Below are 24,334 nucleotides of genomic sequence, written 5' to 3'. Positions count from 1 at the left end.
CGGGTCAGGTGAGGGCGCGGGCGATGATGTCGGTGGTGTTCACGCCGGTGGGGAGGGTGCCGAAGGCGATGCCCCAGTCGTCGCCGAGACGGGTGGCGCAGAAGGCGTCGGCGACTGCGGGGTGGCCGTGCCGGACGAGTTGCGCGCCCTGTAGGACCAGGGCCATGAGTTCGACGACGCGGCGAGCGCGGTATTCGATTTCGTCGAAGTCGGACAGTTCCTTGCCGAGGCGGGCGATGGCATCGTCGAGACGGGGGTCGGCGCCAGAGGCCAGCGAGACTTCGTTGAAGAAGGCCTCTACCGTTTCGGGCTGACGGCCCATGGCGCGCAGAGCATCCAGCGCCGCCACATTGCCGGATCCTTCCCAGATGGACATGAGCGGGGCCTCACGGTAGAGGCGCGGCATACCGGATTCCTCGGCATAACCATTGCCGCCGAAGCATTCCAGGGCCTCGGCCGCATGCGCGGGAGCGCGCTTGCAGACCCAATACTTGGTGACCGCCAAGGCGATTCGGCGCAACGCGGCCTCGGCGGGGTCGGTGCTCGCACGGTCGGTCGCACCCGCCAGGCGCATCATGACCGTGGTGGCGGCATCGGATTCGATCACCAGGTCGGCGAGCACATTGCGCATAGCGGGCTGGTCGATCAGCTTGGCCCCGAACACTTCTCGGTGTCGCGCGTGGTGCGCGGCGTAGACGGCGCCGACACGCATGCCGGTGGCGGAGCCGATGACGCAGTCCAGACGGGTCATATTGACCATTTCGATGATGGTCTTGACCCCGGCCCCTTCCTCGCCGACCAGCCAGCCGGTGGCATTCTCGTATTCGATCTCCGAGGACGCGTTCGACTTGTTGCCGAGCTTGTCCTTGAGGCGTTGGATCCGGATGGGGTTGCGGGTGTCGTCCGGAAGGACGCGCGGCAGCAGGAAGCAGGACAGACCGCCCGGCGCCTGGGCCAGGGTGAGGAACATATCCGACATGGGCGCCGAGGTGAACCACTTGTGGCCGACGATGCGGTAGCTGCCGTCGGGCTGCGGTGTGGCGGTGGTGGTGTTGGCGCGGACGTCGGAGCCGCCCTGCTTCTCGGTCATCGACATGCCCGCGATGAGACCGGCCTTGGTCGACGGTTCGCGCAGGCCGAAATCGTAAGTGCGGGAGCCGAGTAGCGGTTCGTACTTGGCCGCGAGTTCCGGATTGTGGCGCAACGCGGGCACGACGGCGTAGGTCATCGAGATCGGACACATATGCCCGGCGTCGGCGACACCCCAGGTGTAGAACTTGGCCGCACGGGCGGCATGGGTGCCGGGCCGGTCGTCGAGCCAGGGCGAGCCGTGGAGTCCGTGCGCGACAGCGACTTTCATCAGCTCGTGCCAGTACGGATGGAATTCGACCTCATCGATGCGGTTGCCGTAGCGGTCGTGCGTATGCAGGACGGGCGGGTACTCGTTGGCGAGGCGGCCCCACTCCTGGGCTTCGAATCCGCCTGCGAGCCTGCCGAGTTCACGCACTTCGGGTTCGGCCCAGCCCGCGCCTTCGCGGTGCAGTCCCTCGAGCAGGGCCGGGTTCCGCGCGACATCGAAGGGCACGATGTCGGGAACCTGGTTGAAGACTTCATGCGTCGGCATCGGACACTCCTGAGTCGGATTCATCGCGCACACCGAGTGCGCGTAACGCGAAACTGATGAGTTCGGGCACAACGGATTCGCTGTGCGGGGCATCGGCCAGCGGGCCGACCAGGACCTCGCCGATCGCGCCGACGAGCGCGGCCGCGCTGGTCTTGGCATCCTGCGCGGGCAATTCACCACGCGAAACACCTTCCGCGACAGCGGATTCGAAGGCTTCGGCGAAGGCGCGGCGGAAGCGCAGCCGCTCGGCATCGACCACGGTATCGACGGGTTCGACGAGCAGGACGTAGGCGAGTTTCGGATTCTTCAGCGCCCGGCCCGCGAAGGTTTCCACCGCCGCGGTCACCCGCTCGACGGCCGTTCCCGAGGCACTTGCGGTTACCACTGCGGCCACTTCGTGCGCGACCACCTTCCGGAATACCGCGCTCACCAGGTCGGCCTTGCCGCTGAAGTTCTTGTAGACGGTTCCGGTGGCCACGCCCGCCTCGGCGGCGACGGCCGCCATGGACAGTCCGGCATAGCCCGCGTGAGACAGCACCTTGGTCGCTGCCTGCACGATCAGGCCCGCCTGGGCATCGAGGCGGGCCTGCACAGCAGGAGTTCTGCGGTAGGCCATACAAGAAGTGAACCATAAATTCATTTCTTCACACAAGGGTACTTCTGACGGCGTATGGTCGTGCTCGTGACTGTGCGAATCGAACGCAACGGGCCCGTGACCACCGTGATCCTGCACCGGCCCCAGGCACGCAATGCGGTCGACGGCCCGACCGCCGCGGCCCTGGTCGACGCATTCCGCGAATTCGATGCCGATCCGGACGCTGCGGTCGCCGTGCTATGGGGCGACGGCGGCACCTTCTGCGCGGGCGCGGACCTGAAGGCGCTCGGCACCGAGCGCTCCAATCGGGTCACCGAGGACGGTGACGGTCCGATGGGACCGACCCGAATGCGGCTGTCCAAACCGGTGATCGCCGCGGTCTCCGGATACGCGGTCGCGGGCGGACTGGAGTTGGCGCTGTGGTGCGATATGCGAGTTGCCGAGCAGGACAGTACCTTCGGCGTGTTCTGTCGCCGCTGGGGTGTGCCGCTGATCGATGGCGGCACGATTCGGTTGCCGCGCATTGTCGGCACCGGGCGCGCGATGGATATGGTGCTCACCGGTCGCGCCGTCGGCGCCACCGAGGCGCTGCAGATCGGGCTGATCAATCGGGTGGTGCCGAATGGCGAATCCCGCAGTGCCGCCGAACAACTCGCCGCCGAACTGGCCGCACTACCGCAGACCTGCCTGCGCTCGGACCGCATGTCGCTGCTGGAGCAGGACGGTATGGACGAAGAGGCTGCGCTGCTCAACGAGTACCGACACGGCCTGAAGGCCCTGGCCGACGGAGCCCTGGACGGCGCGCAACGGTTCGCCGCCGGTGCGGGCCGTCACGGTGCGCGTACCTGACAATGGCTGCTGCCCAACGGTTGAGCGTCGTCGACGAGATCTTCCTGCGCACGCATCGCGGGCTCGGCACCCCGATCGTGCTCCAGGGTCTTTGGCGCACGGCCGATCCCGTCGATCCCGAGTTACTGCGGCAGGTGCACGCGGCACTGCGGGTCGGACAGTTGGGGCGCAGAGTGATTCGGCCTTCGGTTCCGGGTGCGCGTCGAAGTTGGCGGGCGAACGCTCGGGCGTATCCGCTCGAGTGCACCGATGGCACTATCGCTACCGAGGACCTGCTCCAGTGGGCCGATGAGCGGGGCGCGAACCTCGATCCCGAATACGGTCCGGGTTGGCGATTGTCGACCGCCGCCGTGGATGACGGCGGATCGATTGTGTCGCTGACCTGTTCGCATGCGCTCGCCGACGGGAGAGCGCTTGCGCTCGCGGTGGATGATGCGCTGGGCGGCCCGAGCCTGACCGCGTCGTCGGTGCAGGCGGATATCGGGTCAGGCATGAGGTCGGCATCGTCGACGATCGGTGCGCCATCAATGAAATCTGCTGCGCCAGAGGCAAATTACTTGGACACCATACAAATGGCCGGAGCGGCCGGCCGATCGAGTATGGGCGACTCGATGACGATGCGGAGACCTTCGTCGACATCGAAAGCAAGGGAACCAGACCGGTCCGACGCGCCAGTGAATGCCGCGCTGGGCCGGGAAGCCCGAGCTGCGGCATCGGATTGGTCCGATGCTCGGCGGCAGTGGTCGATCGTCGTGCGCGGCACATTTCACGCGCTTCGTCGCGGAATCCCCGAACGTCCCGCCCGGACTGCATCGACTCGCGAACACGGGATATCGACGCCTGAAAGCGGGTCGGTCGCTGGACGCGTAGGGGCTCAGAGCGCGCCGACCTTCAGCGTTGTACTGCAGTGCCCCGCTGCCGACTGGGAGTCGGCGGCTGCGGCGCAGGGCGGTACGGCCAATAGCCTGTTCATCGCACTGATCGCGAAGATGTTGTGGGCCAGTGGATTTCCCGGCGAGAAGATAGATGCCAGCCTTCCGGTCGACACCCGCGACGAGCCGCGCGTCGACAATGACCTCGCGATGACCGAGGTCACCATCGAGCGCACCGATACTCCGGCCACGATTCGCGAGAAGGCCCGAATCGCCTACGAGCGGCGCATGTCCGGCCCCGGCGGGATGCCGGAGGAACTGCTGCAGGTCATTCCGGATCGCTGGGCCTACGCCTTGTCCAAGGGTGCCGGTGAACGAGACATCCTCTGCTCCAACATCGGTACGCTCCCCGACTCCCTGCGCACCCTCGGCCCACACCGCTGCACCGGCGTCGCCGCCCGCGCCATCCACCCCGGCCTCACCGCGGACCTCCTCCCCCGCACCCGGCTATCCGGCTATCTCTGCCGCATCGCCGACACCTACACCCTCGCCGTCGTCAGCCTCGCCCCCGCCCACATCGACACCTCCGAAACCCTCCGCAACCTGGCCCACGAAACCGCAACCGCCATCGGCCTCCCGATCACCCTCTGGTGACCGCCGCGGCGGGCGACGGTGGGTAGTCCTCGACGGTCATCGACTTGTAGAGACGTGCGCTCTTGGTGGTGAGGCGGATGAAAGCACGGCTGGGCCCCGCGGGCAGGGCGGAAATCAGGCGGCTGCCCTGGACCAGTCCCGACACTCCGAGGCGGGATGTGGGGATCAGTGTCTTGGCCGCGCTCAGCGCGACCGCGTGGCTGCCGCGTATGTGTTCCGCCATCGCGCGCTCGTAGGCGGGGAAGGCGCGCTCGTGGTCGCCGCCCGCCCGCGCCAGCTCTCCGGCAAGAACGTACGCGCCGACGACGGCCAGGGTGGTGCTGCCGCCGACGGCCGGGCCGGGGCAGTAGCCCGCGTCGCCGACGAGCGTCACCCGCCCCCGCGACCAGGTGTCCATGTGCAGTTGAGTGATCGAGTCGAAGTAGAACGCCGGGGTGCGGTCGAGCTCGTCGAGCCAGCGGTCCACGTCGGCGTGCATGCCGCCGAACGCATTGCGCAGCAAGTCCTTCTGCCGGGGCTCGTCACGGTGGTGGTAGTCGAGTTCACGCTCGCTTCGGAACAGGAACAAAGCCCGCGCGTCGCCGAGGTGCCGCGCGCCGTACATGCCTGCGGTTCGGCCGACGCCGACGTGGATGCGGAGCTCGCCGTCGAGACCGAAGCCGTTGGGCAGCGTCAGCACCCCTAGGTACGCCCCGATGAAATCGCTGAAGCGGGACTCGTCACCGAAGACGAGGCGGCGCACATCGGAATGCAGCCCGTCGGCGCCGACGACGAGGTCGAAGCGGCGCGGCGCGGAGTTCTCGAACCGCACCTCGCCGTCGGGTGAGATCGCGGTGATCGAGTCGCCGAAGACGTACTCGACGTCGTTGCGCGCGGCGTCGTAGTAGATCTCGCTCAGGTCGTCACGCATGATCTCGACGTGCCGGTCGGAGGTGGCGCCGAAGATCTTGGAGAGGTCCACCTGGACGGGACGCCGTGCGCCCTCCCGGTAGAGGGTCATCCGCTTCGCGCCGGTGGCCCGCTTCTCGACCCGTGAGAGCACGCCCATCTTCTCCGAGATGTCCATCGCGGGCCGGAACAGATCGACCGCGTGGCCGCCGGTCTTGCGCAGAGCCGGCGCGCGCTCGACAACGGTGACGGAGAAGCCGTGGCTGGTGAGCCAGTACGCCAGCACCGGACCGGCGACGCCGGCGCCGGAGATGAGAATCCGCATGAGCATTTCTCCTTACTTAACGATAAGTAAGCTTAGCACCGTTACTTACCTATCGTTAAGTAAGATAGGCTCGCGGCATGCCTCGTCCTTCCGACACCAAGCAGCGGATCCAGGAGGTCGCCCGCGAGCTTTTCGCACAGCAGGGTGTACACCGGACCGGCCTGCAGGAGATCGCCGACCGGCTGGGCATCACCAAACCGGCGCTCTACTACCACTTCTCCTCACGCGAGGAACTGGTCCGCAGCATCGTGCAGCCGATCATCGACGAGGAAGAGGCGTTCCTGGAGAAGCAGGAGGCGCTGAGCGAGGTCGAGCCACGCGCGCTGCTGGAGGGCTACTTCGACTTCCACTACCGCCACCGCAAAGACATCGTGCTCATGCTCGCCGAGCTGACCACCCTCGCCGACCTGGGCCTGATCGACCTCGTACTGGCCTGGCGCGGGCGGCTGGTGAAGCTGCTGTGCGGCCCCGAACCCACACTGGAGCAGGCCACCCGTGCCGTGATCGCCTTCGGCGGCCTCCAGGACTGCACGATCCAATTCGCCGACGTGCCGAAGGACAAACTCCGCCGAGCGGCCGTGGACGGCGCCTGCGCCACCCTGGGTATCGACCCACGCGATTCTCGAGGGTGATCCACGTCACTGGTTGATGCTGTCAGGAATTCGCGGGCTGTCTCGTTCAGGAAGCACGCGAACCAGACAGGAGCGAATCATGAAGCACCGCATCGTCGTCCTCGGGGCCGGATACGCCGGAGCCTTCTCCGCCGGATACCTGGCGCGCCAACTCCACCACGACGACTTCGAGATCACCGTCGTCAATGCCGAACCCGATTTCGTCGAGCGGCTGCGCCTGCATCAGCTCGCCGCCGGGCAGGATCTGCGCCACCGGCCGCTGGCGGAGGTGTTCGCGGGCACCGGCATCCGGTTACGACTGGCGAGGGTGACCAATGTCGACGCCGAGCACCGGACTGTCACAGTCGCCGACGGCGAGGGCATCGACCGGCTCGAATACGACACCCTGCTCTACGCACTCGGCAGCACCGCCGCCGACCACGGCGTTCCGGGCGTCGAAAAGTATGCCTTCCATGTGGCCGCGCGGCCGTCCGCGCTGCGCCTGCGCACACGCCTGGACGAGCTGGGCGAGAACGGGAAGGTGCTGGTAGTCGGGGGCAACCTGACCGCGATCGAGGCCGCAACCGAGCTCGCCGAATCTCGTCCAGGACTTCGGGTCAGCCTCGCCACCAGCGGCGAACTGGGCGGCTGGCTGGGCACGAAGGCCCGCAGTCACCTGCTGCGTACCTTCGACCGGTTCGGTATCACGGTCCACGAGCACACCACCATCGAGCGCGTCGAGGAGGCGGCGGCGGTCGCCGCCGACGGCACCGGTTTCGCCTCCGACGCGACCGTGTGGGCCGCCGGCTTCGCCGTCCACCCGATTGCCGCCGCCAGCGACCTCGAGGTGGTACCCAACGGCCAGATCACGGTCGACCGTCAGATGCGGTCGGTCTCGCACCCGGATGTCTACGTTGCCGGTGACAGCGCCTTCGTCATCGGCGAGAACGGTCGGCCGTTGCCGATGTCGTGTGCTTCCGCGGGATTCACCAGCATGCAGGCGACGGCCGCGATCATCGGGGACCTGACCGGACGCAAGATCTCGACGACCTCGCTGTCGTATGTCGGCAACCACATCAGCCTCGGCCGCAAGGACGCGATCTTCCAACTGGTCGACGGTAACGCGCGATCGAAGTCGTGGGCCCTGTGTGGCCGGACGGCCGCGCGCGTCAAGAAGGCAATCCTCGACACTTCCGCTTGGAGCCTGAGCCACCCGACCTTCGGAATGCCGAGTCACCGGTACCGCTTGGCCACCACCGGAGAGCACTCGCCCGCCGTGGTCGCCGCATAGAGTCGCGCTCATGGACACTGCCACCGTGGCGCGTTTCGAGGCCAGCCGGAATCGGCTGGCCTCGCTCGCCTACCGTCTGCTCGGCTCGGCCGCCGACGCCGAGGACACGGTGCAGGACGCGTTCCTGCGGTGGCAGGCCGCCGACCGGGGGTACGTCGAAGTGCCCGAGGCATGGCTGACCAAGATCGTCACCAACCTGGCGCTCGACCGGCTCCGTTCGGCGAAGGTGCGGCGCGAACGCGCGGTCGGCGCCTGGATGCCCGAACCGCTCCTCGACGGCGACCCGATGCTTGGCCCGGCCGACACCGTCGAGCAGCGCGAATCGGTGACTTTGGCGGTGCTGACGCTCATGGAGCGTCTGTCGCCGGTTGAACGGGCCGCATACGTGCTGCGCGAGGCCTTTGCGTACAGCCACGCCGAGATAGCCGAGATTCTCGGCATCACCGAGTCCGGGAGTCAGCAACACATCCACCGAGCGCGGCGTCGAATCGCCGCCGCCGGCAACAACACCGACATCGACCGTGCCTCCGCGCGTCGAATCGTCGAGGCGTTCGTCGACGCCGCCTCCTCGGGCCGGACCGAACGGCTGGTAGCGCTGCTGACCGACGACGCGACCGGTATCTCCGACGGCGCCGGGCTCGGGCTGGCCGAGAAGCTGATCCGGTACTCGACCCCGGAGCGGATCGCCAGCGCGGTGCGGGCCGGCTTCAAGCCATCGCCGGCCAAGCGGAGACTCGCCGGTGGCTCGCCCTCGATCCATGCCGTCGTGGTCAACGGCTGCCCGGCCATGCTCGCCACCCTCGACGACCGGGCCCTGGGCGTCGTGATCCTGGAGATCCGGGACGACAAGATCGCAGGCGTGCGCGGCATCGCCTCCCCGGACCGACTCGGTCGCCTCACCGAGCAATGGCAGCGGCAGGAGCACGACATCCCGCTGATCGAATCGTGGTAACCGACTGTCCGACAATCGATCTCACGTTCGTCCGTCAATTCCGGTTCGCGCCGACTTCACTGAGGAGGGACAGGTCGGGTCAACGGGCGGGGACGATATCGGTTCGATCGAGTACGTCCTGCGGAACCTCGATGCCCGGCTCCAGATCGCCCGAGGAGATCGGGGCGTCCCAGACCTGACGCAAGGGCAGGACGCCTGCCCAGACGCCGCCGGTTTCGATATCGGCGGCATCGTCTTTGGGGCCGCCGGTTCGGACCTTCACCGATGCCTCGGTCAGGTCGAGCGCGAGGACCATGGTGGCGGCCATTTCCTTTTTGTTCGGCTGCCGCACGCGATCCCACGCACCCGGGGCGGAGTGTTCGACGATGACCCGCAGTGCGCGCATGCGCTCATCGGGATCGGTGAGTTCGATGGCACGGCCGCGCACAACGGCCGAGCGGAAGTTGGCGGAGAAGTGCATGGCCGAGCGGGCGTAGACGATGCCGTCGACCAGGGTGACGGCGATGGAGATATCGCCGGTCAGCGCGGCCCGCAGGTTTCCGGCTCCGGTCGAACCGTGCAGGTACAGCGTGTCGCCGTCGCGGCCGTAGACGGTCGGGAGCACCACCGGACTGCCGCCGAGGAGCGCGCCGAGGTGGCAGACCAGGCCCGCGTCGAGGACCGCATCCAATTCGGCACGGTCGATCCGGCCACGCTCCTTGGAACGTGTCAAGGTGGTACGTGGGGTAGGCGAAAGCGGCGGCCGAGAGTTCGTCATATCTCTAGCGTGGAGCCGGAAGTGGCATTCTGAAATAGCCAATTCATAGAAATTCGAACAGTCCAATTCGGGAGGTGCGCGATGCTGGAGGAACTTCCGCTCGTCCTCGACCGCGAGGCTGAGCAGCCATTATCGGTTCAAGTCGCGGAGGGCTTGCGTGCCGCGGCGAGCAACGGACTCCTGCGCGCGGACGATCGGCTCCCCTCATCGCGAGCGCTGGCCCAGCGCCTCGGCGTTAGCCGCACGGTGGTCGCCGCGGCCTACGACCAACTGCACGCCGAGGGCTGGATCGCGGGCCGCCGCGGCTCGGGCACCTACCTGACCACCGCCCCCGCCGAACCGCCCGCACGACCGAGCACACACAGCACCACCGAGCACGCGCCGCACCTGCTCGATCTCGGCCCCGGCGCGCCCTGCATCGAGGCCCTCGACCAGGCAGCCTGGCGACGTGCCTGGCGCGCGGCCGCCGACGACTCCCCCATCATCCGCAAGAATCGCGGCGGCGAACCGGAATACCGCGCGGCGGTCGCCGAACACCTGCTGCGCCACCGCGGCCTCGGTGCGGGCAGCAAGTCCGTGGTGCTCGCGACGGCCGGAACCAGTTCGGCCGTAGGCGAACTCGCGGCCGCCCTACTGCGGCCCGGCGACGCCATTGCCATGGAAGACCCGGGCTATCAGCGTGCCGCGGGCGCGTTCGTCGCGGCCGGTTTCCGGGTACTACCGGTGCCGATCGATGCCGACGGCCTGCGAGTCGACCGACTGCCGCACGGCATCAAGGCCGTGTATTGCACTCCGGCACATCAATTTCCACTCGGCACGCGCATGCAAGCGGCACGGCGCGTACAACTTGTCGAATTCGCCAGGCGCGCAGACATACTCATAATCGAGGACGACTATGACGGCGAATTGCGTTACGACACCGCTCCTTTGCCACTGCTGGCCGCAATGGCACCGGACGTCGTCGTCCATCTCGGCACCACGAGCAAGATCCTCTCGCCGACCTTGGGTATCGGCTGGCTCGTCGCCACCCCGGATATCACCGAAGCCGTAGTCGCATACCGCGAACGAACCGGCACCGGCCCGAGCTCCGCGGGCCAGCGAGTACTTGCCGCATTCGCCGAGCACGGCGATCTCGCGAGACACCTGCGCCGACTGCGCCGCGCAGTACCCCCGCGCCGCGCCCTGGTCGTGGACGAGCTTCGCCGCCGCGGACTCGAAGTACTCGGCGACGATGCCGGTTCACACGTGGTGGTGCCACTGGATTCGGCCGAAGCCGAACGCCGTGCCGTGACAGTGGGCCATACGCGCGGTGTGGCGCTGGATGGACTGTCCCGCCATCACCTTGTGGCACAACAACATCCACTCGCAGCGGCAGTCGGTCCGCACACGTTCGGCATCGCACTCGGCTACACCGCGCTGAGCTGGACCGAGCTTCGTACCGCGATTCCGATTGCCGGAGAATGCCTTACGCATCCATAGCGCCTTGCCCCGACGTTGCATACCTGGCCATCCGGCGATCTGCGCGTCCGGGTCCGCGACTCCATGAACCCAGGTGGCCCCGCACTCGTCTTCACCCCCGGCGAATGGGACGCCTTCACCGCAGGCGTTTCCGACGGCGAGTTCGACCGCGCGTAGTCCCGCGAGGAAAAGCATCAGGCCCGGTCCGAACCATTCGGATCGGGCTTTTTTCGGGCACGCGGAACCAGCCGCCACGGCGCCGATCGGCCCCGGGCCGATTCCCGAAGGACTGTGACCGCGCCAACGCGGTCGTAGCATGGTCCCCATGACCGAACAGGACATCCTGGCGCGAATCAAAAATCTGGTCGATCGCGAGCATGATTTGCGGTCCAAGGCGACGGCGGGTGCGGTCGATCCGGTAACCGAGAGGCGGCAGCTCGCCGCACTCGAAGTAATGCTCGATCAGGCCTGGGATCTGCTGCGGCAGCGCCGGGCGCGCATCGACGCCGGGGCCACGCCCGAGGAGGCGCAGGAGAGCCCGGCCCGCCAGGTCGAGGGTTACCTACAGTGACCTCCGATTCCGCCGCCGAATACGACGTAATCGTGATCGGTGGTGGGCCGGCGGGCGAGAACGCCGCCGCCTACGCCATCGCGGACAGCGAGCGCACCGCCGTGATCGTGGAACGGGAACTGGTCGGCGGTGAATGTTCGTATTGGGCATGTATGCCGAGTAAGGCGCTGCTGCGACCGGCCCATGTGCTGTCCGGCGCCGAGGCGATGGCCGGAATCACTGCGAGCGGGCTCGATGTCGACGCGGTGCTGAGGCGGCGCGATGCCTTCACGCACAAGCACGACGACAGCTCGCAGGTCGACTGGGCCAACGACAATCGCATCGAGGTGATCCGCGGGACGGGACGGCTGGCGGGCGAGCGACTGGTCGAGGTCGGCGGCCGACAGCTGCGCGCCCGGCACGCGGTGGTGCTGGCCACCGGGACCAAGGCCGCGGTTCCCGATGTGCCCGGATTGCGCGATGCGCTGCCGTGGATTTCCCGGGATGCGACGAATCTGCACGAGGTTCCGCGCCGGGTGGTGATCATCGGCGGCGGTGTGGTCGCGTGTGAAGCGGCTACCTGGCTTGCTGCGCTGGGCGCGAGTGAGATCACCATGCTTGTCCGTGGCAATGCGTTGCTGGGCAATACCGAACCGTTCGCGGGGGAACGCGTTGCTGCCGCGCTGTCCGATGCCGGTGTTCGGGTTCTGTTCGGCACCCAACCCAGACGGGTGGTGCGCGCCGATGCGAAGGACTCCGGCGAGGGCTGGATTCACGGCGGTGTGGTGACCGTCGAGACCGACGAAGGCGAGATCGAGGCCGATGAGATCGTGGTCGCCGCCGGGCGCGGACCGGCGACGGCGGAACTCGGCCTGGGCTCGGTCGGACTGGCGGACGGCTATGTCGAGGTGGACGACCGGTTGACGGTGCGCGGCGTCGACGGCGAGTGGCTGTATGCGGTCGGCGATGTGAATCACCGTGCGGCGCTTACACATATGGGGAAGTACCACGCCAGGGTGTGTGGTGATGTCATTGCCGCGCGGGCCGAGGGGCGCGCGCTGGCGGATGCGCGATACGCGGCGACGGCCGACCACGGGCAGGTGCCGCAGGTGGTATTCACCGCCCCGGAAGTCGCGTCCGTCGGGCAGACCGAGGCGGCGGCGCGTAAAGCGGGCTATGCGGTGGAAACCGTGGAGCTCGATATCGCGGTCGCCGGATCGGCGCTGGCCCGCGACGATTACGCGGGGCGGGCGAAGATCGTCATCGATACCGCGACCGACACGCTGCTCGGGGCCACTTTCGTCGGACCGGAGGTCGGCGAGTTGATCCACGCGGCGACCGTTGCCGTGGTCGGCAAGGTGCCGCTGGCGACGTTATGGCACGCAGTGCCAGCGTATCCGACGGTGAGCGAGCTCTGGTTGCGTCTGTTGGAGGCCCGCCGCTCGTAGTTACCATCGGAAAGATGTCCGAGATAACGACCGCCGACGGAGTTGTCCGCGGTTACCGCGGCCGTCGCGTCCTGCGCTGGCGCTCCCTGCCCTATGCCGCCCCACCGGTCGGCGACCTGCGATTTCGCGCACCACAGCCGGTGGCCCCGTGGACCGGTGTCCGCGAGGCCACCGCATTCGGGTTCGCCGCGATGCAGCATCGGACCGGCGCCAGGATCGGGCCGCGCCGGTATCAGCCGACCAGTGAAGACGCCCTGACACTCAATGTCGTCGCGCCGATCGAACCATCGTCGACACCCCGGCCGGTAATGGTGTTCATTCACGGCGGCGGATATCTGATCGGCACCTCGGCGCTCGGTCTGTATTCCGGTGCGCGACTGGCGGTCGGCGGCGATGTGATCGTGGTGTCGCTGAACTACCGGCTCGGTGCGTTCGGCTATGTCGATTTCGGTGAATTCAGTACGCCCGAGCGACCTTTCGACAGCAACCTCGGACTGCGCGATCAGGTCGCGGCGCTGGAGTGGGTGCAGCGCAATATCGCAGCGTTCGGCGGAGATCCCGGCAATGTCACCATTTTCGGCGAATCCGCCGGTGCCCATGCCGTGCTCTCCCTACTGGCCACGCCTGCGGCGAAGGGACTGTTCCATCGCGGCATCGCGCAGAGTCCGCCCGCTGATTGGGGTATGGGTACCGAGGACGGTCGCGCTTTCGCTCGCCGATGTATAGACGCGCTCGGCGCGACACCCGATACCGCGGCAAAGGCACTGATCACCGCCGGTGCCAACGACATTCGGCACGCGGTCGACAAGACCAGCAATAAGGTGCTGCGGGAGCGTCCCGGATTGTTCCCGATCGCGCCGGTCGTGGACGACGACTACCTGCCACAGTCCCCGATCGATGCGATTACCAGCGGTGCCGCACACCAGGTTCCGCTCATCATCGGTACCAATCGCGATGAGGGGACATTGTTCGCGAAGTTCGCCGACGAACTGCCGACCACTCCGGGACGCCTGCATGCCCTGCTCACCCGTGACGGTGGTGCGGAGCTCGAATCCCGAGTCATAGCAGCCTATCCGGGCTATCCGGATGCGAAGGTCGCCGTTCGCGCCGGTGGGGATTATGTGTTCTGGCGGCCGTCTGTCACCGTGGCGGTGGGGCACAGTCGCTACGCACCGACCTACTCCTACCGTTACGACTTCGCACCGCGCGCACTGCGTCTCGCTGGGGTCGGCGCGACCCATGCCACGGAGCTGATTCCGGTTTTCGGTGCCGCCAATTCGCCAGTCGGCCGGGCCTTCACGGCGGCGGGCGGGCGGCGAGGGATGCGGTCGGTCACTCGGCAGTTCCAGGACAATTGGCTCGCATTCGCGCGGACCGGGCGACCACTCCCCTCCTGGCCCGCCTATACCGAAGACCGGCGGACCACGCTGATCATCGATGAGATCACCCGGTTGGAGAATGACCCGGACAAGGCCAAACGTATTGCCTGGCAAGGCATCCGGGTGCCGACGTTGATCTGAACTACTTCAGTAGGCGCGACATGCGGCGGTCCGCGAGTACCTTTCCACCGGTCTGGCAGGTCGGGCAGTACTGGAAGGAGCGCTCGGCGTAGGAAACCTCGCGGACGGTGTCGCCGCAGACCGGGCAGGGCAGGCCGGTGCGGGCGTGTACCCGCATGCCGGAACGCTTTTCGCCCTTGAGGCGGGCGGCGTCCTGGCCGACCGAGCGCTGTACGGCGTCGGTGAGCACCGAACGCATGGCCTCGTACAGCACCGAAATAGTCTCCGCCGACATGGTTTTAGTGCTGGCGAAGGGCGAGATCCTGGCGGTGTGCAGGATCTCGTCGGAGTAGGCATTGCCGATTCCGGCGAGCAGGGACTGATCGACGATCGCGGTCTTGATGCGTTGCGATGCGCCGTGCAGGATTTCGCCGAATTGCTCCTCGGTCACCTCGAGTGCGTCCGGGCCGAGGCGCGAGATGCCGGGCACGAGTTTCGGATCGTCGACGATGTACACCGCGAGCCGTTTCTTGGTGCCCGCCTCGGTCAGGTCGAACGCGGGCGTCATGCCCTCGGGGGTGAAGAAGTGCACCCGCAATGCGAGCGGGCTCTTGCCGCCCGGTTTGGGTGGCGTCTGGCTCGGCTCATCGATCCACCGCAACCACCCGCCGCGCGACAGATGGGTGATCAGCCAGAGCCCGTCGCACTCCATCCCGAGAAATTTCCCCCACCGGCCCGCCCCGGTCACATCGCGCCCGGACAGCGCCGTAACCGGCGGATCGAACGTCTTGACCGCACTCAAGGCCGCCACATCGACACGCCCCACCACAGCGCCGACCGCGTGCTCCCGCAGGAACTGCGCCAACGCCTCCACCTCCGGTAGCTCAGGCACGACCCTCAGGCTACCCGGCCCCACCGACATCGGCGCAGTTCACGCGAGCGGGCGGATCAAGATCAGGTGGCACTGGTGGCGGGGACTTCTCGGGCGATGCCACCATAGATTCCACCTGATCTTGATCGCCGGGCGCTCGACGCCGGGCGGCGAGCGGCGAGCGGCGAGCGGCGAGCGGCGAGCGGCGAGCGGCGAGCGGCGCTTAGTCCGCTACGCGAGGGGCAGCGCGCGACTGCCGGCAGCAAGGACGCTTGCCCGTGCAAGAGCGGGCGCTAGGCAGCGGGAGCGAAGTGGGGGCGGTGGTTCTCGGCCCAGGTGCGGAAAGTCCGGGGTGGGGTTGCGGTGATGTGCTCGACGGTGGGGTGTACGACCGAGGTGAACGCTTCCAGGGCGGTGGCGCGCAAGGCCATGATCGCGTCGGCCATTTCGTCGGGGACGCCGTTGTCGATGATCGACTGGCGAGCGGCGCCGGGTTCCACTTCGACGTAGCGCAGCGGGCGGCCCAGTATGTCGGCGAGGATTTCGGTCTGCTCACCGGGGGACAGCGGCTGCGGGCCGCTCAGTGTGTAGATCTCGCCCTCGTGGCCGTCGGTGGTGAGTGCCGCAGCGGCGACGGCGGCGATGTCGTGCGGGTCGACAACGGCGATGCGGCCCTGGCCGAACGGGGCGTAGACCGCGCCGTGATCGCGAATCGAACCGGCCCAGTGCAATGCATTGGCCATGAATCCCAAGGGGCGCACCATCGTCCACGGGACTCCGCTGTCGCGGACCGCCTGTTCTCCGGCGCGGTGCCAGGTGGGAATCGGATCGGTCGCGGTGTCGTCACCGGTGCGGCCGGATGACAGCTTGACGATGTGCCGAACGCCCGCACGGGCCGCCTCTCGCGCGAGATTCGCGTCGTGCGTGGGGATTTCGGGGCCGCTGGACAACAGGAACACCCGATCGACACCGCGGATCGCATCGGTGAGGCTGTCGGGATCGCTCAGGTCCCCGCGTACCACCTCGATGCCGTCGGGCAGTCCGGCGAGTTCGGGCCGCCGCGTCACCGCCCGCATCGGAACACCCTGCGCCAGCAACTGGCCGACCAACTCACGGCCTACGGTTCCGGTCGCTCCGGTCACCAGAATCATCAACTTCTCCTTCATCTGCCGGGCCGAGCAGCCCGAGGCGAAGTCCACCTTCGGCAGACGCGCCGAGATACACCATCAACCGACGAAGATCAGCGGATACTTTCCATATCAAGCGCAAATATGAAAGATATTTCCATGCTCGATGACGTAGACCGCGCCCTGATCCACGCCCTGCACATCGATGGCCGCGCACCGTTCAGCAAGATCGCGGTGGTCCTGGACGTCTCGACCCAGACCGTCATCCGCCGCTACCAACGCCTGCGCGCCACCGCCGGACTGCGCGTGGTCGGCCTCGCGGATCCGAGCCACGCCGCATACACCCAGTGGCTCGTGCGCCTCACCACCACGACGGCCAGCGGCCAGAACCTCGCGAACTCGCTGGCCCGCCGCCCCGACACATCATGGGTCAAACTCACCTCCGGTGGCACGGAAATCCTTCTGGTAGTGAATATTCCGCGCGGCGACGCTTCCCGCTCGATACTGCTGCGGGACCTCCCCCGAGCCGCGGGCATCACCGCGGTCTCCGCGCACTACGTCCTGCACACCTATCTCGGCGGCCCGACCGCATGGCGCGGCCACATCACCGCACTGAACGAACAGCAACGAAAACAACTGGAGCCGAACAGATCCGGGCCCAGACCCCGGCGTGGCCTCGCGGACACCGATGCCGCGCTACTGAACGCCCTGCAACAAGACGGCCGAGCGACCGTGTCCCTACTCGCCACGGCAACGGGCTGGTCCCAAGCCACCGTCACCCGACGACTCGCGGAACTACAAGCGGCACAGGCGATCTTCTTCGATGTCGAACTCGACGACGCTCGCTTCGGCGCCACCACCCAAGCGCTGCTGTGGATGTCGGTGGCACCGTCGCAGCTCGATCGCGTCGCAACCGCACTGGCCGAGCACGAAGAATTGGCCTTCGTCGCCGCGACCACCGGTCCGACAAACCTTGTCGCGCAAGCCATGTGCTCGAATCCCGAGGCCCTGCACCACTACCTCACCCACCGTCTCGGAGCATTCGAGGCCATTCACGCCTTGGAGACCACACCCGTCCTCGCCACCGTGAAGGCCGTCTCACATCAGGAGCCCGCACGCAGGAGGTAGACGTCCATGATCCAACCCTTTTCGGCACGCAACCGAGTGCGCCGCTCGACGATCTCCTGTTCGACCGCACGCAGCGGTCCTTCGATCAGCGTCTCGTCGGGCATCCCCAGATACGCGCCCCACCAGATGTGCACATTGTCGCCGGGCACCTCCGTGAACGAACAGTCACCGTCCAGCATCACCACGGTCGAGCCGCTGAGTCCGTCCTCGCGCAACCGACGCCCGGTGGTGACGTGCACCGGCTCGCCGATGCGATGCAGCACCATCCGATGCCGAGCGGCCAAGGCCTGCACGCTGGTGACGCCGGGAATCACCTCGCAATCGAAGCTCTGGGCACCGCGATCCAGTACCCGCTCGATCATCCGCAGCGTGCTGTCGTAGAGCGAGGGATCGCCCCAGACGAGGATGCCGCCGACACCGCCGACCTGCGCGAACTCATTCTCCAGCAGCGCCGAACGGCGATCGTGCCAATCCTCGACAACGCCCTGATAGTCCGCGGGATCCCGGTCGCGCGGCGGATCGGCGATCTCCACGATGCGGTACGGGTGATCGAGGTGTTCGGTGAGGATCGACGTGCGCACGTCGACCAGCTCCTGTTTCTCGGCCCCCTTGCCGATCACGAAGAACACCTCGACCTGCCGCATGGCCTTGATCGCCTGGACCGTCACCTGGTCCGGATCCCCGGCACCGATGCCGATCACGTAGAGCTTGCGCATGGCTCGAGCTTGCCAGGCACGACATGGGTAAGCTCGCCAGGCGTGGCCAACAATGCTGATACCCAGTACGAGGACCTGCTGCGCTTGGTCCTGGAGTCCGGCACCGCGAAGGCGGATCGCACCGGCACCGGCACCCGCAGCGTCTTCGGCCATCAGCTGCGCTACGACCTCGCTGCCGGCTTTCCGCTGATCACCACCAAAAAGGTGCATCTGAAGTCGATCATCTTCGAATTGCTGTGGTTCCTGCGCGGCGATTCGAATGTGGCCTGGCTGCACGAACACGGCGTCACCATCTGGGACGAATGGGCGGATCGCCACGGCGAACTCGGCCCGGTCTACGGCGTGCAGTGGCGATCATGGCCCACCCCCAACGGCACCCATATCGACCAGATCGCCGAAGTACTGCACACCCTGCGCACCAATCCGGATTCCCGGCGCATCATCGTCTCGGCCTGGAATGTGGCCGACCTCGACAAGATGGCATTGGCGCCCTGCCACGCGTTCTTCCAGTTCTATGTGGCCGACGGCAAGCTGTCCTGCCAGCTGTACCAGCGCAGCGCGGACCTGTTCCTCGGCGTGCCGTTCAATATCGCCAGCTATGCCCTGCTCACGCACATGGTCGCGCAGCAGACCGAGCTGGAACCCGGTGAATTCATCTGGACCGGCGGCGATTGCCATATCTACGACAACCATGTCGAGCAGGTCACCGAGCAGCTGACCAGGCAGCCCTACCCGTTCCCCACATTGAACCTGCGGCCCGCGCCGACGCTGTTCGATTACGTCTACGAAGATGTGGAAGTGGTCGGCTACCAACACCATCCGGCGATCAAGGCGCCGGTTGCCGTATGAACGACCGCATCATCGGTCTGATCTGGGCGCAGACTCCGGACGGGGTAATCGGCTTCGAGAACACCATCCCCTGGCGTGTGCCCGAGGATATGGCGAATTTCAAGGCCGTCACCATGGGGCATCCCGTCATTATGGGCCGGCGCACCTGGGATTCCCTGCCGCCCCGATTCCGCCCGCTCGACGGCCGCCGCAATATCGTGGTGACCCGGCAGCCCGACTGGTCGGGCGCGGGCGCCGAACGCGCCGCATCGCTGTCCGAAGCTATGGCCGCGACCGCGCCGGAGCACGTCTGGATCATCGGCGGCGGCGAAATCTACCGGGCCGCTATGGATTTCGCGACCGACCTGCTCGTCACCGAGGTGGACACCGCCGTCGATGGTGACGCCTACGCGCCCGCTATCGGCCCCGAATGGCACGCCGACGACACGGACCCGTGGCACGAATCGAAGACCGGCCTGCGCTTCCGGATTCGTCGCTACACCCGCAAGTAATTCGACTTTCGAGTACCGATCGGCAGCGAACACGCCACATACCGCCGCAGCGACCAAACCGGACACACGTCACCCGCCGGTCGGGCATACTCCTGGATATCAGCCCGTGTCACCAGCCCTGATCCGGCTGATTGCATCTGCGGAAGGTGGTCCATGGACAAGAAATCGCTGACTGCGGTCGCGCGCCAACAGCTCAAGTTGGCCAGCACCGCCACGAGCGGGCGCAGTTCGCAAACCATCTACGGCGGTCATGCCAATGCGCTGCGGCAGACCGTTGTCGGCCTGTCGGCGGGCCAGAGCCTGGCCGAACACGACAATGCGGGCGAGTCCACGCTGCTGGTGCTCAGCGGCACACTGACCTTGATCAGCGGCACCAACGAGTGGAAGGGGTCGGCCGGAGACCTGCTGGTCGTGCCCAAAGCCCGGCACAGCGTCAAGGCTGTGGACGATGTCGCATTCCTGCTGACGGTCGCCAAGTAGGAGCCGGCGGGGCCGCACCGCGTGGCCGGTTTGTCGGAGCCGCCCTCTAGGGTGGAGCGCATGGGTGAGCCGCAGCCGATCCTCGAACCGCTCACACCGGCCGCCATCTTCCTCGTCGCCACAATCGACGAGGGTGGCGAAGCGGCGGTGCGCGACCTGCTCGCCGATCTCCCCGGATTACGTCGTTCGGTCGGTTTCCGACTGCCCGGCGCCGGGCTCACCTGCGTCGCATCGATCGGGTCCGATGCGTGGGATCGCCTCTTCGCGGGCCCGCGACCGGCCGAACTGCATGTGCTGCCCGAATTCGTAGGCGAGCACCACAGCGCGCCGACCACGCCGGGCGATCTGCTCTTCCACATCAAATCCGAATTCCAGGACGCCTGCTTCGAATTGGCGATGACGATCGGTGACCGGCTCGACGGCGCGGTCACCATCGTCGACCAGACCGTCGGGTTCCGGTATTTCGAGCAGCGTGATCTGCTCGGCTTCGTGGATGGCACGGAGAATCCGGAAGGATCCGCGGCCTTCAGCGCGGCCGTCGTCGGCGATGAGGATCCGGACTTCGCGGGCGGCAGTTATGTCATCGTGCAGAAGTATCTGCACCCCATGGCGGAGTGGCGGGCGCTGTCGACCGAGGAGCAGGAGCGTGTGATCGGACGCACCAAACTCGACGATTTCGAGCTCTCCGATGCGGATAAGCCCGCGAATTCGCATGTCGCGGTGAACACCGTCACCGACGACGACGGCACCGAGCGAAAGATCCTGCGCGCCAATATGCCCTTCGGCAGCGTCAAGGACGGCGAATTCGGCACCTATTACGTCGCTTACGCGGCCACGCCGAGCATCACCGAAACCATGCTTACCCGGATGTTCATCGGAACCGAGGAGGCGGCCTATGACCGGATCCTGGACTTCTCCATCGCGGTGACCGGCACGCTGTTCTTCGCACCGCCCCTCGACTTCTTCGACGACCTCCCCGACGCACCCGAGGTCGCCGCGACAGCGCTCGAGGAATCTTTATCGCCGAATCGTGTTGGCAGTAACGGTTCTCTGGGTATCGGCACGTTGAAAAGGAGCATGCAATCATGAACAACCTCCATCGCGAACTCGCGCCGATCACCGCCGAGGCATGGACAGCCATCGAGCAAGAGGCGACGCGCACCTTCAAGCGTCATATCGCCGGTCGCCGGGTGGTCGACCTGTCCGGGCCACACGGCACCGACTACTCCGCGGTCGGCCTCGGCCGCACCACCGTCATCACCGCACCGGATGAGGGTGTGCAGGCCCGGCAGCGGGTGGTCGCGCCGCTCGTCGAATTGCGGGTGCCGTTCACGTTGTCGCGCGAGGAGCTCGACGATGTCGAGCGCGGCGCGCAGGACACAGATCTGGATGCGGTGAAAGAGGCCGCGCGCAAGATCGCGTTCGCCGAGGACCGGGCCATCTTCGAGGGCTATCAGGCCGCGAATATCACCGGTATTCGGGCGAGTTCGTCCAATTCGCCGATCACGCTGCCCAGCGATCCGCGACTGGTGCCGGAGTCCGTCGCGCAGGCGCTCAGCGCGCTGCGTTTGGCGGGCGTCGACGGTCCGTATTCGGTGCTGTTGAGCGCGGACCTGTACACGGCGGTCAGCGAGACCTCCGATCACGGTCACCCGATCCGCACCCATATCGAACGCCTCATCCCGGAGGGCGAGATCATCTGGGCCCCGGCCATCGACGGTGCGTTCGTGCTGACCACGCGCGGCGGCGATTTCGATCTGCAACTCGGCCAGGACCTGTCCATCGGCTACCAGACCCACGATGCGCAGTCGGTGCAGCTCTACTTCCAGCAGAGTCTGCAGTTCCTCGTCTACACCGGCGAGGCGGCCGTCGCACTGGCGTCCTGATATCTGGGACCCGCCCGCATCGGGAAGCCGGCAGTAAACCGACCGGCTAGGTTGGGGTGCGGTATGCAGGAGGTCGAGATGACGATGGTGCGCGCGGGTGTGGTTCCGACCGGGCGGGCAATGCTGTACGGGATCCTCGGGATCGCGGTCACCGTGCTGGTCTGCGGTGCGATCGTGACCGGATTCGGGGTCAACCGGATCTTCACCGGTCTGCTGGCCGGTGCGGTCGCCGGAATCGCGCTGCTGGTCGCGCTGTTCGGGCGCGATGTCGTCGTGCTCACCGAAGGGGCGATCTACCAGCGCACGCCCTGGCGGGAAGCCAGTATCGACTGGGAGCGGGTGGTGGCCGGACGGTTCGCACTCGACGAGCGGGCCCGCTGGTCGCTGGCACTGGATCTGATCGGCGGCGACGAGCGGCACGGCGAACTCGTGCTGCTGTCCATCCCGCCGGTGCGGCGGCCGGTCGCCGGGGCGTACGACATGCGCAAACGCGAGCAGGTCAACGAGATTCGGGCCATGTTGCGGCGCAAGCGCGTGCCGGTCACGGTGCTGCCGGAGATCGCCGGTGCGCTGCAACAACATTGGCAGATCGCGCCGCCCACCCGCTGATAGCCGGGCCCCGCAGTGACCGAGACAGGGCGCACCCAGGTCGTATACCTTGGCAGATGTGTCGATGATGAAGGGCGCCAACGTTGCGGTGCCGATGTCTTCAGTCCGCGTCGAGCTGGGGTGGCAGTCGGGTCCAGGGGTTCCGGATGCGGATGCGTCCGCGCTGTTACTCGTCTCCGGGAAGGTGCGGTCGGATAACGACTTCGTCTTCTACAACCAGCCGAATCATCCGTCCGGCGCCGTGCGGCACGAAGGAAAGCGGCCGGGACCGACGGTCATCGACACGTTGTCGGTGAATCTGGCGCAGGTCGAATCGCAGATCGACACAATTGTGATCGCGGCATCCGCGGATGGTGGCACGTTCGGGCAGTTCCAAGGGCTTTATGTGCGGGTACTCGATGCGGTGAGCGGTGCGGAGGCGGCACGGTTCGACAGTACGGGCGCGAGTACCGAGACCGCGTTCGTGCTCGGGGAGTTGTATAGACGGCAAGGGGCGTGGAAGTTCCGGGCGGTTGGTCAGGGATATGCGACCGGGTTGGCCGGGCTGGCTACCGATTTCGGGATTTCGGTTGATGATCCGGGGGCTGGGCAGACGCCTGCGGATCAGGCGCATGGGCAACCGGCTTACCCGCCGCCTCCGACGCAGCCGTACACGCCACCGTCCACCGCACAGCAGCAGTACACGCCGCCGCCCGCGCAGCCGCATACGCCGCAGCAGCAGTACACACCGCCCGCGCCGCAGCAACCCACGCCGCCCGCGCCGCAGCAACCCACGCCGCCCGCGCCGCAGCAACCCACGCCGCCTCCTGCAGCGCAGCAGTTCGGGGTGCCTCCCGCGCCGCAGCAGTTCGGGGCGCCGCCTGCGCCTTCGCCCGCGCAGCAGCAGTCCGCGACACCTCCGCAGTATCCGCCCGCGGCACCGCCCGGATATCCGCCGAATCCGGGGCAGCCGTATCCGGCGAGCCCGACGCCGCAGTCTTACGCGCAGAACCCTTTTCCACCGAACCAAACGCCGCAGCCCTATTCACCCCCTGATCAGCAACCGCAGCCTTATGCGCCGCCGAACCAACCATCGCAGCCATATCCACCGCCGTCCGCGTCCAACCAATTCGCCCCGCCTGCTGCCGCTTCCGGCGGGCCGGTCAATCTCAGCAAGGTTTCGCTGACGAAGGACGCGCCGACGGTCTCGCTGACCAAGCACGGTGCGACCTCGGGCACCATGCGGGTCAACCTGAATTGGGTGACCGCGCAGACCGGCGGCGGTGGTCTGTTCGGCCGCAAGCGCGCCAACGGCCTCGACCTCGATCTCTGCTGCTTCTTCGAATTGGCCGACGGCCGGATCGGATCCGTTCGCGCCCTGGACCGTTCGTTCGGCGCGCTGGATCGCCCGCCCTTCATCCGGCTCGACCAGGACGACCGGACCGGCAGCAGCACGACCGGTGAGAATCTCGATATCAATCTCGACCACACCGCGCAGTTCCGCCGGATTCTGGTCTTCGCCTCGATCTACGAGGGTGCGAACAACTTTCAGGGCGTGCAGTCCACAGCGACGCTGTACCCGCTGAACTCGCCGCCGATCGAAATGATCATCAGCGGCTGCCAAGACAACTCGCGCGATGTGATCCTCGCGCATATCGAGAATGTCAACGGCGAGTTGATCGTTCGTCGCGACGGCACCTTCATCCGGCCGCCATCGGGGCATCCGGGCGGCGGTGTGCGCGAAATCGCGCGCATGTACAACTGGGGTTTCGAATTCAAAGCCACACGCGGTAAAGGCTAGCGTCGACGGTTGTACGAATGATTC

At 66.9% G+C, this 24,334-nt stretch carries 25 protein-coding genes; 18 read left to right on the top strand and 7 right to left on the bottom strand.

Annotated elements, in window-relative coordinates:
- Positions 1–4: 4 nt before the first annotated feature.
- Both ACZ60G_RS34645 and ACZ60G_RS34640 read right to left on the bottom strand, forming a co-directional pair.
- Positions 5–1,624 carry an acyl-CoA dehydrogenase family protein gene (locus ACZ60G_RS34645; RefSeq protein ID WP_465815519.1) on the bottom strand — a complete coding sequence of 540 codons (1,620 nt, stop codon included), beginning with the start codon at positions 1,622–1,624 and terminating at the stop codon, positions 5–7.
- On the bottom strand, positions 1,611–2,240 hold the full coding sequence (locus ACZ60G_RS34640) for a TetR/AcrR family transcriptional regulator (RefSeq protein ID WP_465815518.1): 630 nt from the start codon (positions 2,238–2,240) through the stop codon (positions 1,611–1,613). The genes ACZ60G_RS34645 and ACZ60G_RS34640 overlap by 14 nt, the downstream gene beginning before the upstream one ends.
- A gap of 66 nt (positions 2,241–2,306) precedes the next feature.
- Between ACZ60G_RS34640 and ACZ60G_RS34635 the strand changes: the two genes are divergently transcribed.
- Positions 2,307–3,068, top strand: coding sequence for a crotonase/enoyl-CoA hydratase family protein (locus tag ACZ60G_RS34635; protein ID WP_465815516.1), 762 nt, complete (start codon positions 2,307–2,309; stop codon positions 3,066–3,068).
- Positions 3,069–3,070: 2 nt separating this feature from the next.
- Positions 3,071–4,594, top strand: coding sequence for a hypothetical protein (locus ACZ60G_RS34630; protein WP_465815514.1), 1,524 nt, complete (start codon positions 3,071–3,073; stop codon positions 4,592–4,594).
- On the opposite strand, the gene ACZ60G_RS34625 is transcribed toward ACZ60G_RS34630, so the two are convergent.
- Entirely contained in the window at positions 4,581–5,807 is a 1,227-nt protein-coding gene (locus tag ACZ60G_RS34625; RefSeq protein WP_465815513.1) for an FAD-dependent monooxygenase, read from the bottom strand. The genes ACZ60G_RS34630 and ACZ60G_RS34625 overlap by 14 nt on opposite strands.
- Positions 5,808–5,884: 77 nt before the next feature.
- On the opposite strand from ACZ60G_RS34625, the gene ACZ60G_RS34620 reads away from it, so the two are divergent.
- From ACZ60G_RS34620 to ACZ60G_RS34610, 3 genes are all read left to right on the top strand, one after another.
- The gene (locus tag ACZ60G_RS34620) at positions 5,885–6,439 is read left to right on the top strand and encodes a TetR/AcrR family transcriptional regulator (RefSeq protein ID WP_465815511.1); all 555 of its coding nucleotides are present in this window, start codon (positions 5,885–5,887) and stop codon (positions 6,437–6,439) included.
- Positions 6,440–6,518: 79 nt separating this feature from the next.
- Positions 6,519–7,709 (top strand): NAD(P)/FAD-dependent oxidoreductase, encoded by a 1,191-nt coding sequence (locus ACZ60G_RS34615; protein WP_465815509.1) that lies wholly within the window; start codon positions 6,519–6,521, stop codon positions 7,707–7,709.
- Between the two features lie 10 nt (positions 7,710–7,719).
- Positions 7,720–8,661 carry a sigma-70 family RNA polymerase sigma factor gene (locus ACZ60G_RS34610; RefSeq protein ID WP_465815507.1) on the top strand — a complete coding sequence of 314 codons (942 nt, stop codon included), beginning with the start codon at positions 7,720–7,722 and terminating at the stop codon, positions 8,659–8,661.
- 79 nt (positions 8,662–8,740) lie between these two features.
- Here the strand turns inward: ACZ60G_RS34610 and ACZ60G_RS34605 are convergent, their stop codons facing one another.
- A complete protein-coding gene (locus tag ACZ60G_RS34605) occupies positions 8,741–9,418 on the bottom strand; it encodes a pyridoxamine 5'-phosphate oxidase family protein (protein ID WP_465815505.1) in 678 nt (225 codons plus the stop codon).
- Positions 9,419–9,499: 81 nt separating this feature from the next.
- Between ACZ60G_RS34605 and pdxR the strand changes: the two genes are divergently transcribed.
- The 5 genes from pdxR (at position 9,500) to ACZ60G_RS34580 (ending at position 14,394) form a co-directional block, all read left to right on the top strand.
- Positions 9,500–10,897, top strand: coding sequence for a MocR-like pyridoxine biosynthesis transcription factor PdxR (gene pdxR, locus ACZ60G_RS34600; RefSeq protein ID WP_465815503.1), 1,398 nt, complete (start codon positions 9,500–9,502; stop codon positions 10,895–10,897).
- A 15-nt stretch (positions 10,898–10,912) separates the two neighbouring features.
- Positions 10,913–11,053, top strand: a complete 141-nt coding sequence (locus tag ACZ60G_RS34595; RefSeq protein WP_465815501.1) for a DUF397 domain-containing protein — start codon at positions 10,913–10,915, stop codon at positions 11,051–11,053.
- 148 nt (positions 11,054–11,201) lie between these two features.
- Positions 11,202–11,447 (top strand): DUF2630 family protein, encoded by a 246-nt coding sequence (locus ACZ60G_RS34590; protein ID WP_465815499.1) that lies wholly within the window; start codon positions 11,202–11,204, stop codon positions 11,445–11,447.
- A complete protein-coding gene (locus ACZ60G_RS34585; RefSeq protein ID WP_465815497.1) occupies positions 11,444–12,874 on the top strand; it encodes a dihydrolipoyl dehydrogenase family protein in 1,431 nt (476 codons plus the stop codon). Before ACZ60G_RS34590 ends, ACZ60G_RS34585 begins: the two co-directional genes overlap by 4 nt.
- A gap of 14 nt (positions 12,875–12,888) precedes the next feature.
- Positions 12,889–14,394 carry a carboxylesterase/lipase family protein gene (locus ACZ60G_RS34580; RefSeq protein WP_465815495.1) on the top strand — a complete coding sequence of 502 codons (1,506 nt, stop codon included), beginning with the start codon at positions 12,889–12,891 and terminating at the stop codon, positions 14,392–14,394.
- 1 nt (position 14,395) lies between these two features.
- Here ACZ60G_RS34580 and ACZ60G_RS34575 read toward each other — a convergent pair whose 3' ends face one another.
- A complete protein-coding gene (locus ACZ60G_RS34575; RefSeq protein WP_465815493.1) occupies positions 14,396–15,265 on the bottom strand; it encodes an Fpg/Nei family DNA glycosylase in 870 nt (289 codons plus the stop codon).
- 272 nt (positions 15,266–15,537) lie between these two features.
- Positions 15,538–16,395: an SDR family oxidoreductase gene (locus ACZ60G_RS34570; RefSeq protein ID WP_465815491.1), complete on the bottom strand. Its 858-nt coding sequence runs from the start codon at positions 16,393–16,395 to the stop codon at positions 15,538–15,540.
- Between the two features lie 120 nt (positions 16,396–16,515).
- On the opposite strand from ACZ60G_RS34570, the gene ACZ60G_RS34565 reads away from it, so the two are divergent.
- Positions 16,516–17,499, top strand: coding sequence for an Lrp/AsnC family transcriptional regulator (locus ACZ60G_RS34565; RefSeq protein WP_465815489.1), 984 nt, complete (start codon positions 16,516–16,518; stop codon positions 17,497–17,499).
- On the opposite strand, the gene cobF is transcribed toward ACZ60G_RS34565, so the two are convergent.
- Positions 17,475–18,215, bottom strand: coding sequence for a precorrin-6A synthase (deacetylating) (gene cobF, locus ACZ60G_RS34560; protein ID WP_465815487.1), 741 nt, complete (start codon positions 18,213–18,215; stop codon positions 17,475–17,477). The two genes, ACZ60G_RS34565 and cobF, sit on opposite strands and share 25 nt — an antisense overlap.
- A gap of 42 nt (positions 18,216–18,257) precedes the next feature.
- Between cobF and ACZ60G_RS34555 the strand changes: the two genes are divergently transcribed.
- The 7 genes from ACZ60G_RS34555 to ACZ60G_RS34525 all read left to right on the top strand — a co-directional run bounded on the left by ACZ60G_RS34555 (position 18,258) and on the right by ACZ60G_RS34525 (position 24,310).
- The gene (locus ACZ60G_RS34555) at positions 18,258–19,064 is read left to right on the top strand and encodes a thymidylate synthase (RefSeq protein ID WP_465815485.1); all 807 of its coding nucleotides are present in this window, start codon (positions 18,258–18,260) and stop codon (positions 19,062–19,064) included.
- Positions 19,061–19,555 (top strand): dihydrofolate reductase, encoded by a 495-nt coding sequence (locus ACZ60G_RS34550; protein ID WP_465815483.1) that lies wholly within the window; start codon positions 19,061–19,063, stop codon positions 19,553–19,555. The genes ACZ60G_RS34555 and ACZ60G_RS34550 overlap by 4 nt, the downstream gene beginning before the upstream one ends.
- A 153-nt stretch (positions 19,556–19,708) precedes the next feature.
- Positions 19,709–20,035, top strand: a complete 327-nt coding sequence (locus tag ACZ60G_RS34545; protein WP_040695490.1) for a cupin domain-containing protein — start codon at positions 19,709–19,711, stop codon at positions 20,033–20,035.
- Between the two features lie 60 nt (positions 20,036–20,095).
- Entirely contained in the window at positions 20,096–21,124 is a 1,029-nt protein-coding gene (locus tag ACZ60G_RS34540) for a Dyp-type peroxidase (RefSeq protein ID WP_465815481.1), read from the top strand.
- A complete protein-coding gene (locus ACZ60G_RS34535) occupies positions 21,121–21,921 on the top strand; it encodes a family 1 encapsulin nanocompartment shell protein (protein ID WP_063036943.1) in 801 nt (266 codons plus the stop codon). Before ACZ60G_RS34540 ends, ACZ60G_RS34535 begins: the two co-directional genes overlap by 4 nt.
- Before the next feature lie 78 nt (positions 21,922–21,999).
- Positions 22,000–22,530, top strand: a complete 531-nt coding sequence (locus tag ACZ60G_RS34530; protein WP_465815479.1) for a hypothetical protein — start codon at positions 22,000–22,002, stop codon at positions 22,528–22,530.
- A 64-nt stretch (positions 22,531–22,594) separates the two neighbouring features.
- Positions 22,595–24,310 carry a TerD family protein gene (locus ACZ60G_RS34525; RefSeq protein WP_465815680.1) on the top strand — a complete coding sequence of 572 codons (1,716 nt, stop codon included), beginning with the start codon at positions 22,595–22,597 and terminating at the stop codon, positions 24,308–24,310.
- Positions 24,311–24,334: the final 24 nt, after the last annotated feature.

Source organism: Nocardia sp. NPDC102475, assembly GCF_055584605.1.
Note: the sequence above shows the minus strand (reverse complement) of the source record. Positions and strands in the feature narration are given on the sequence as shown.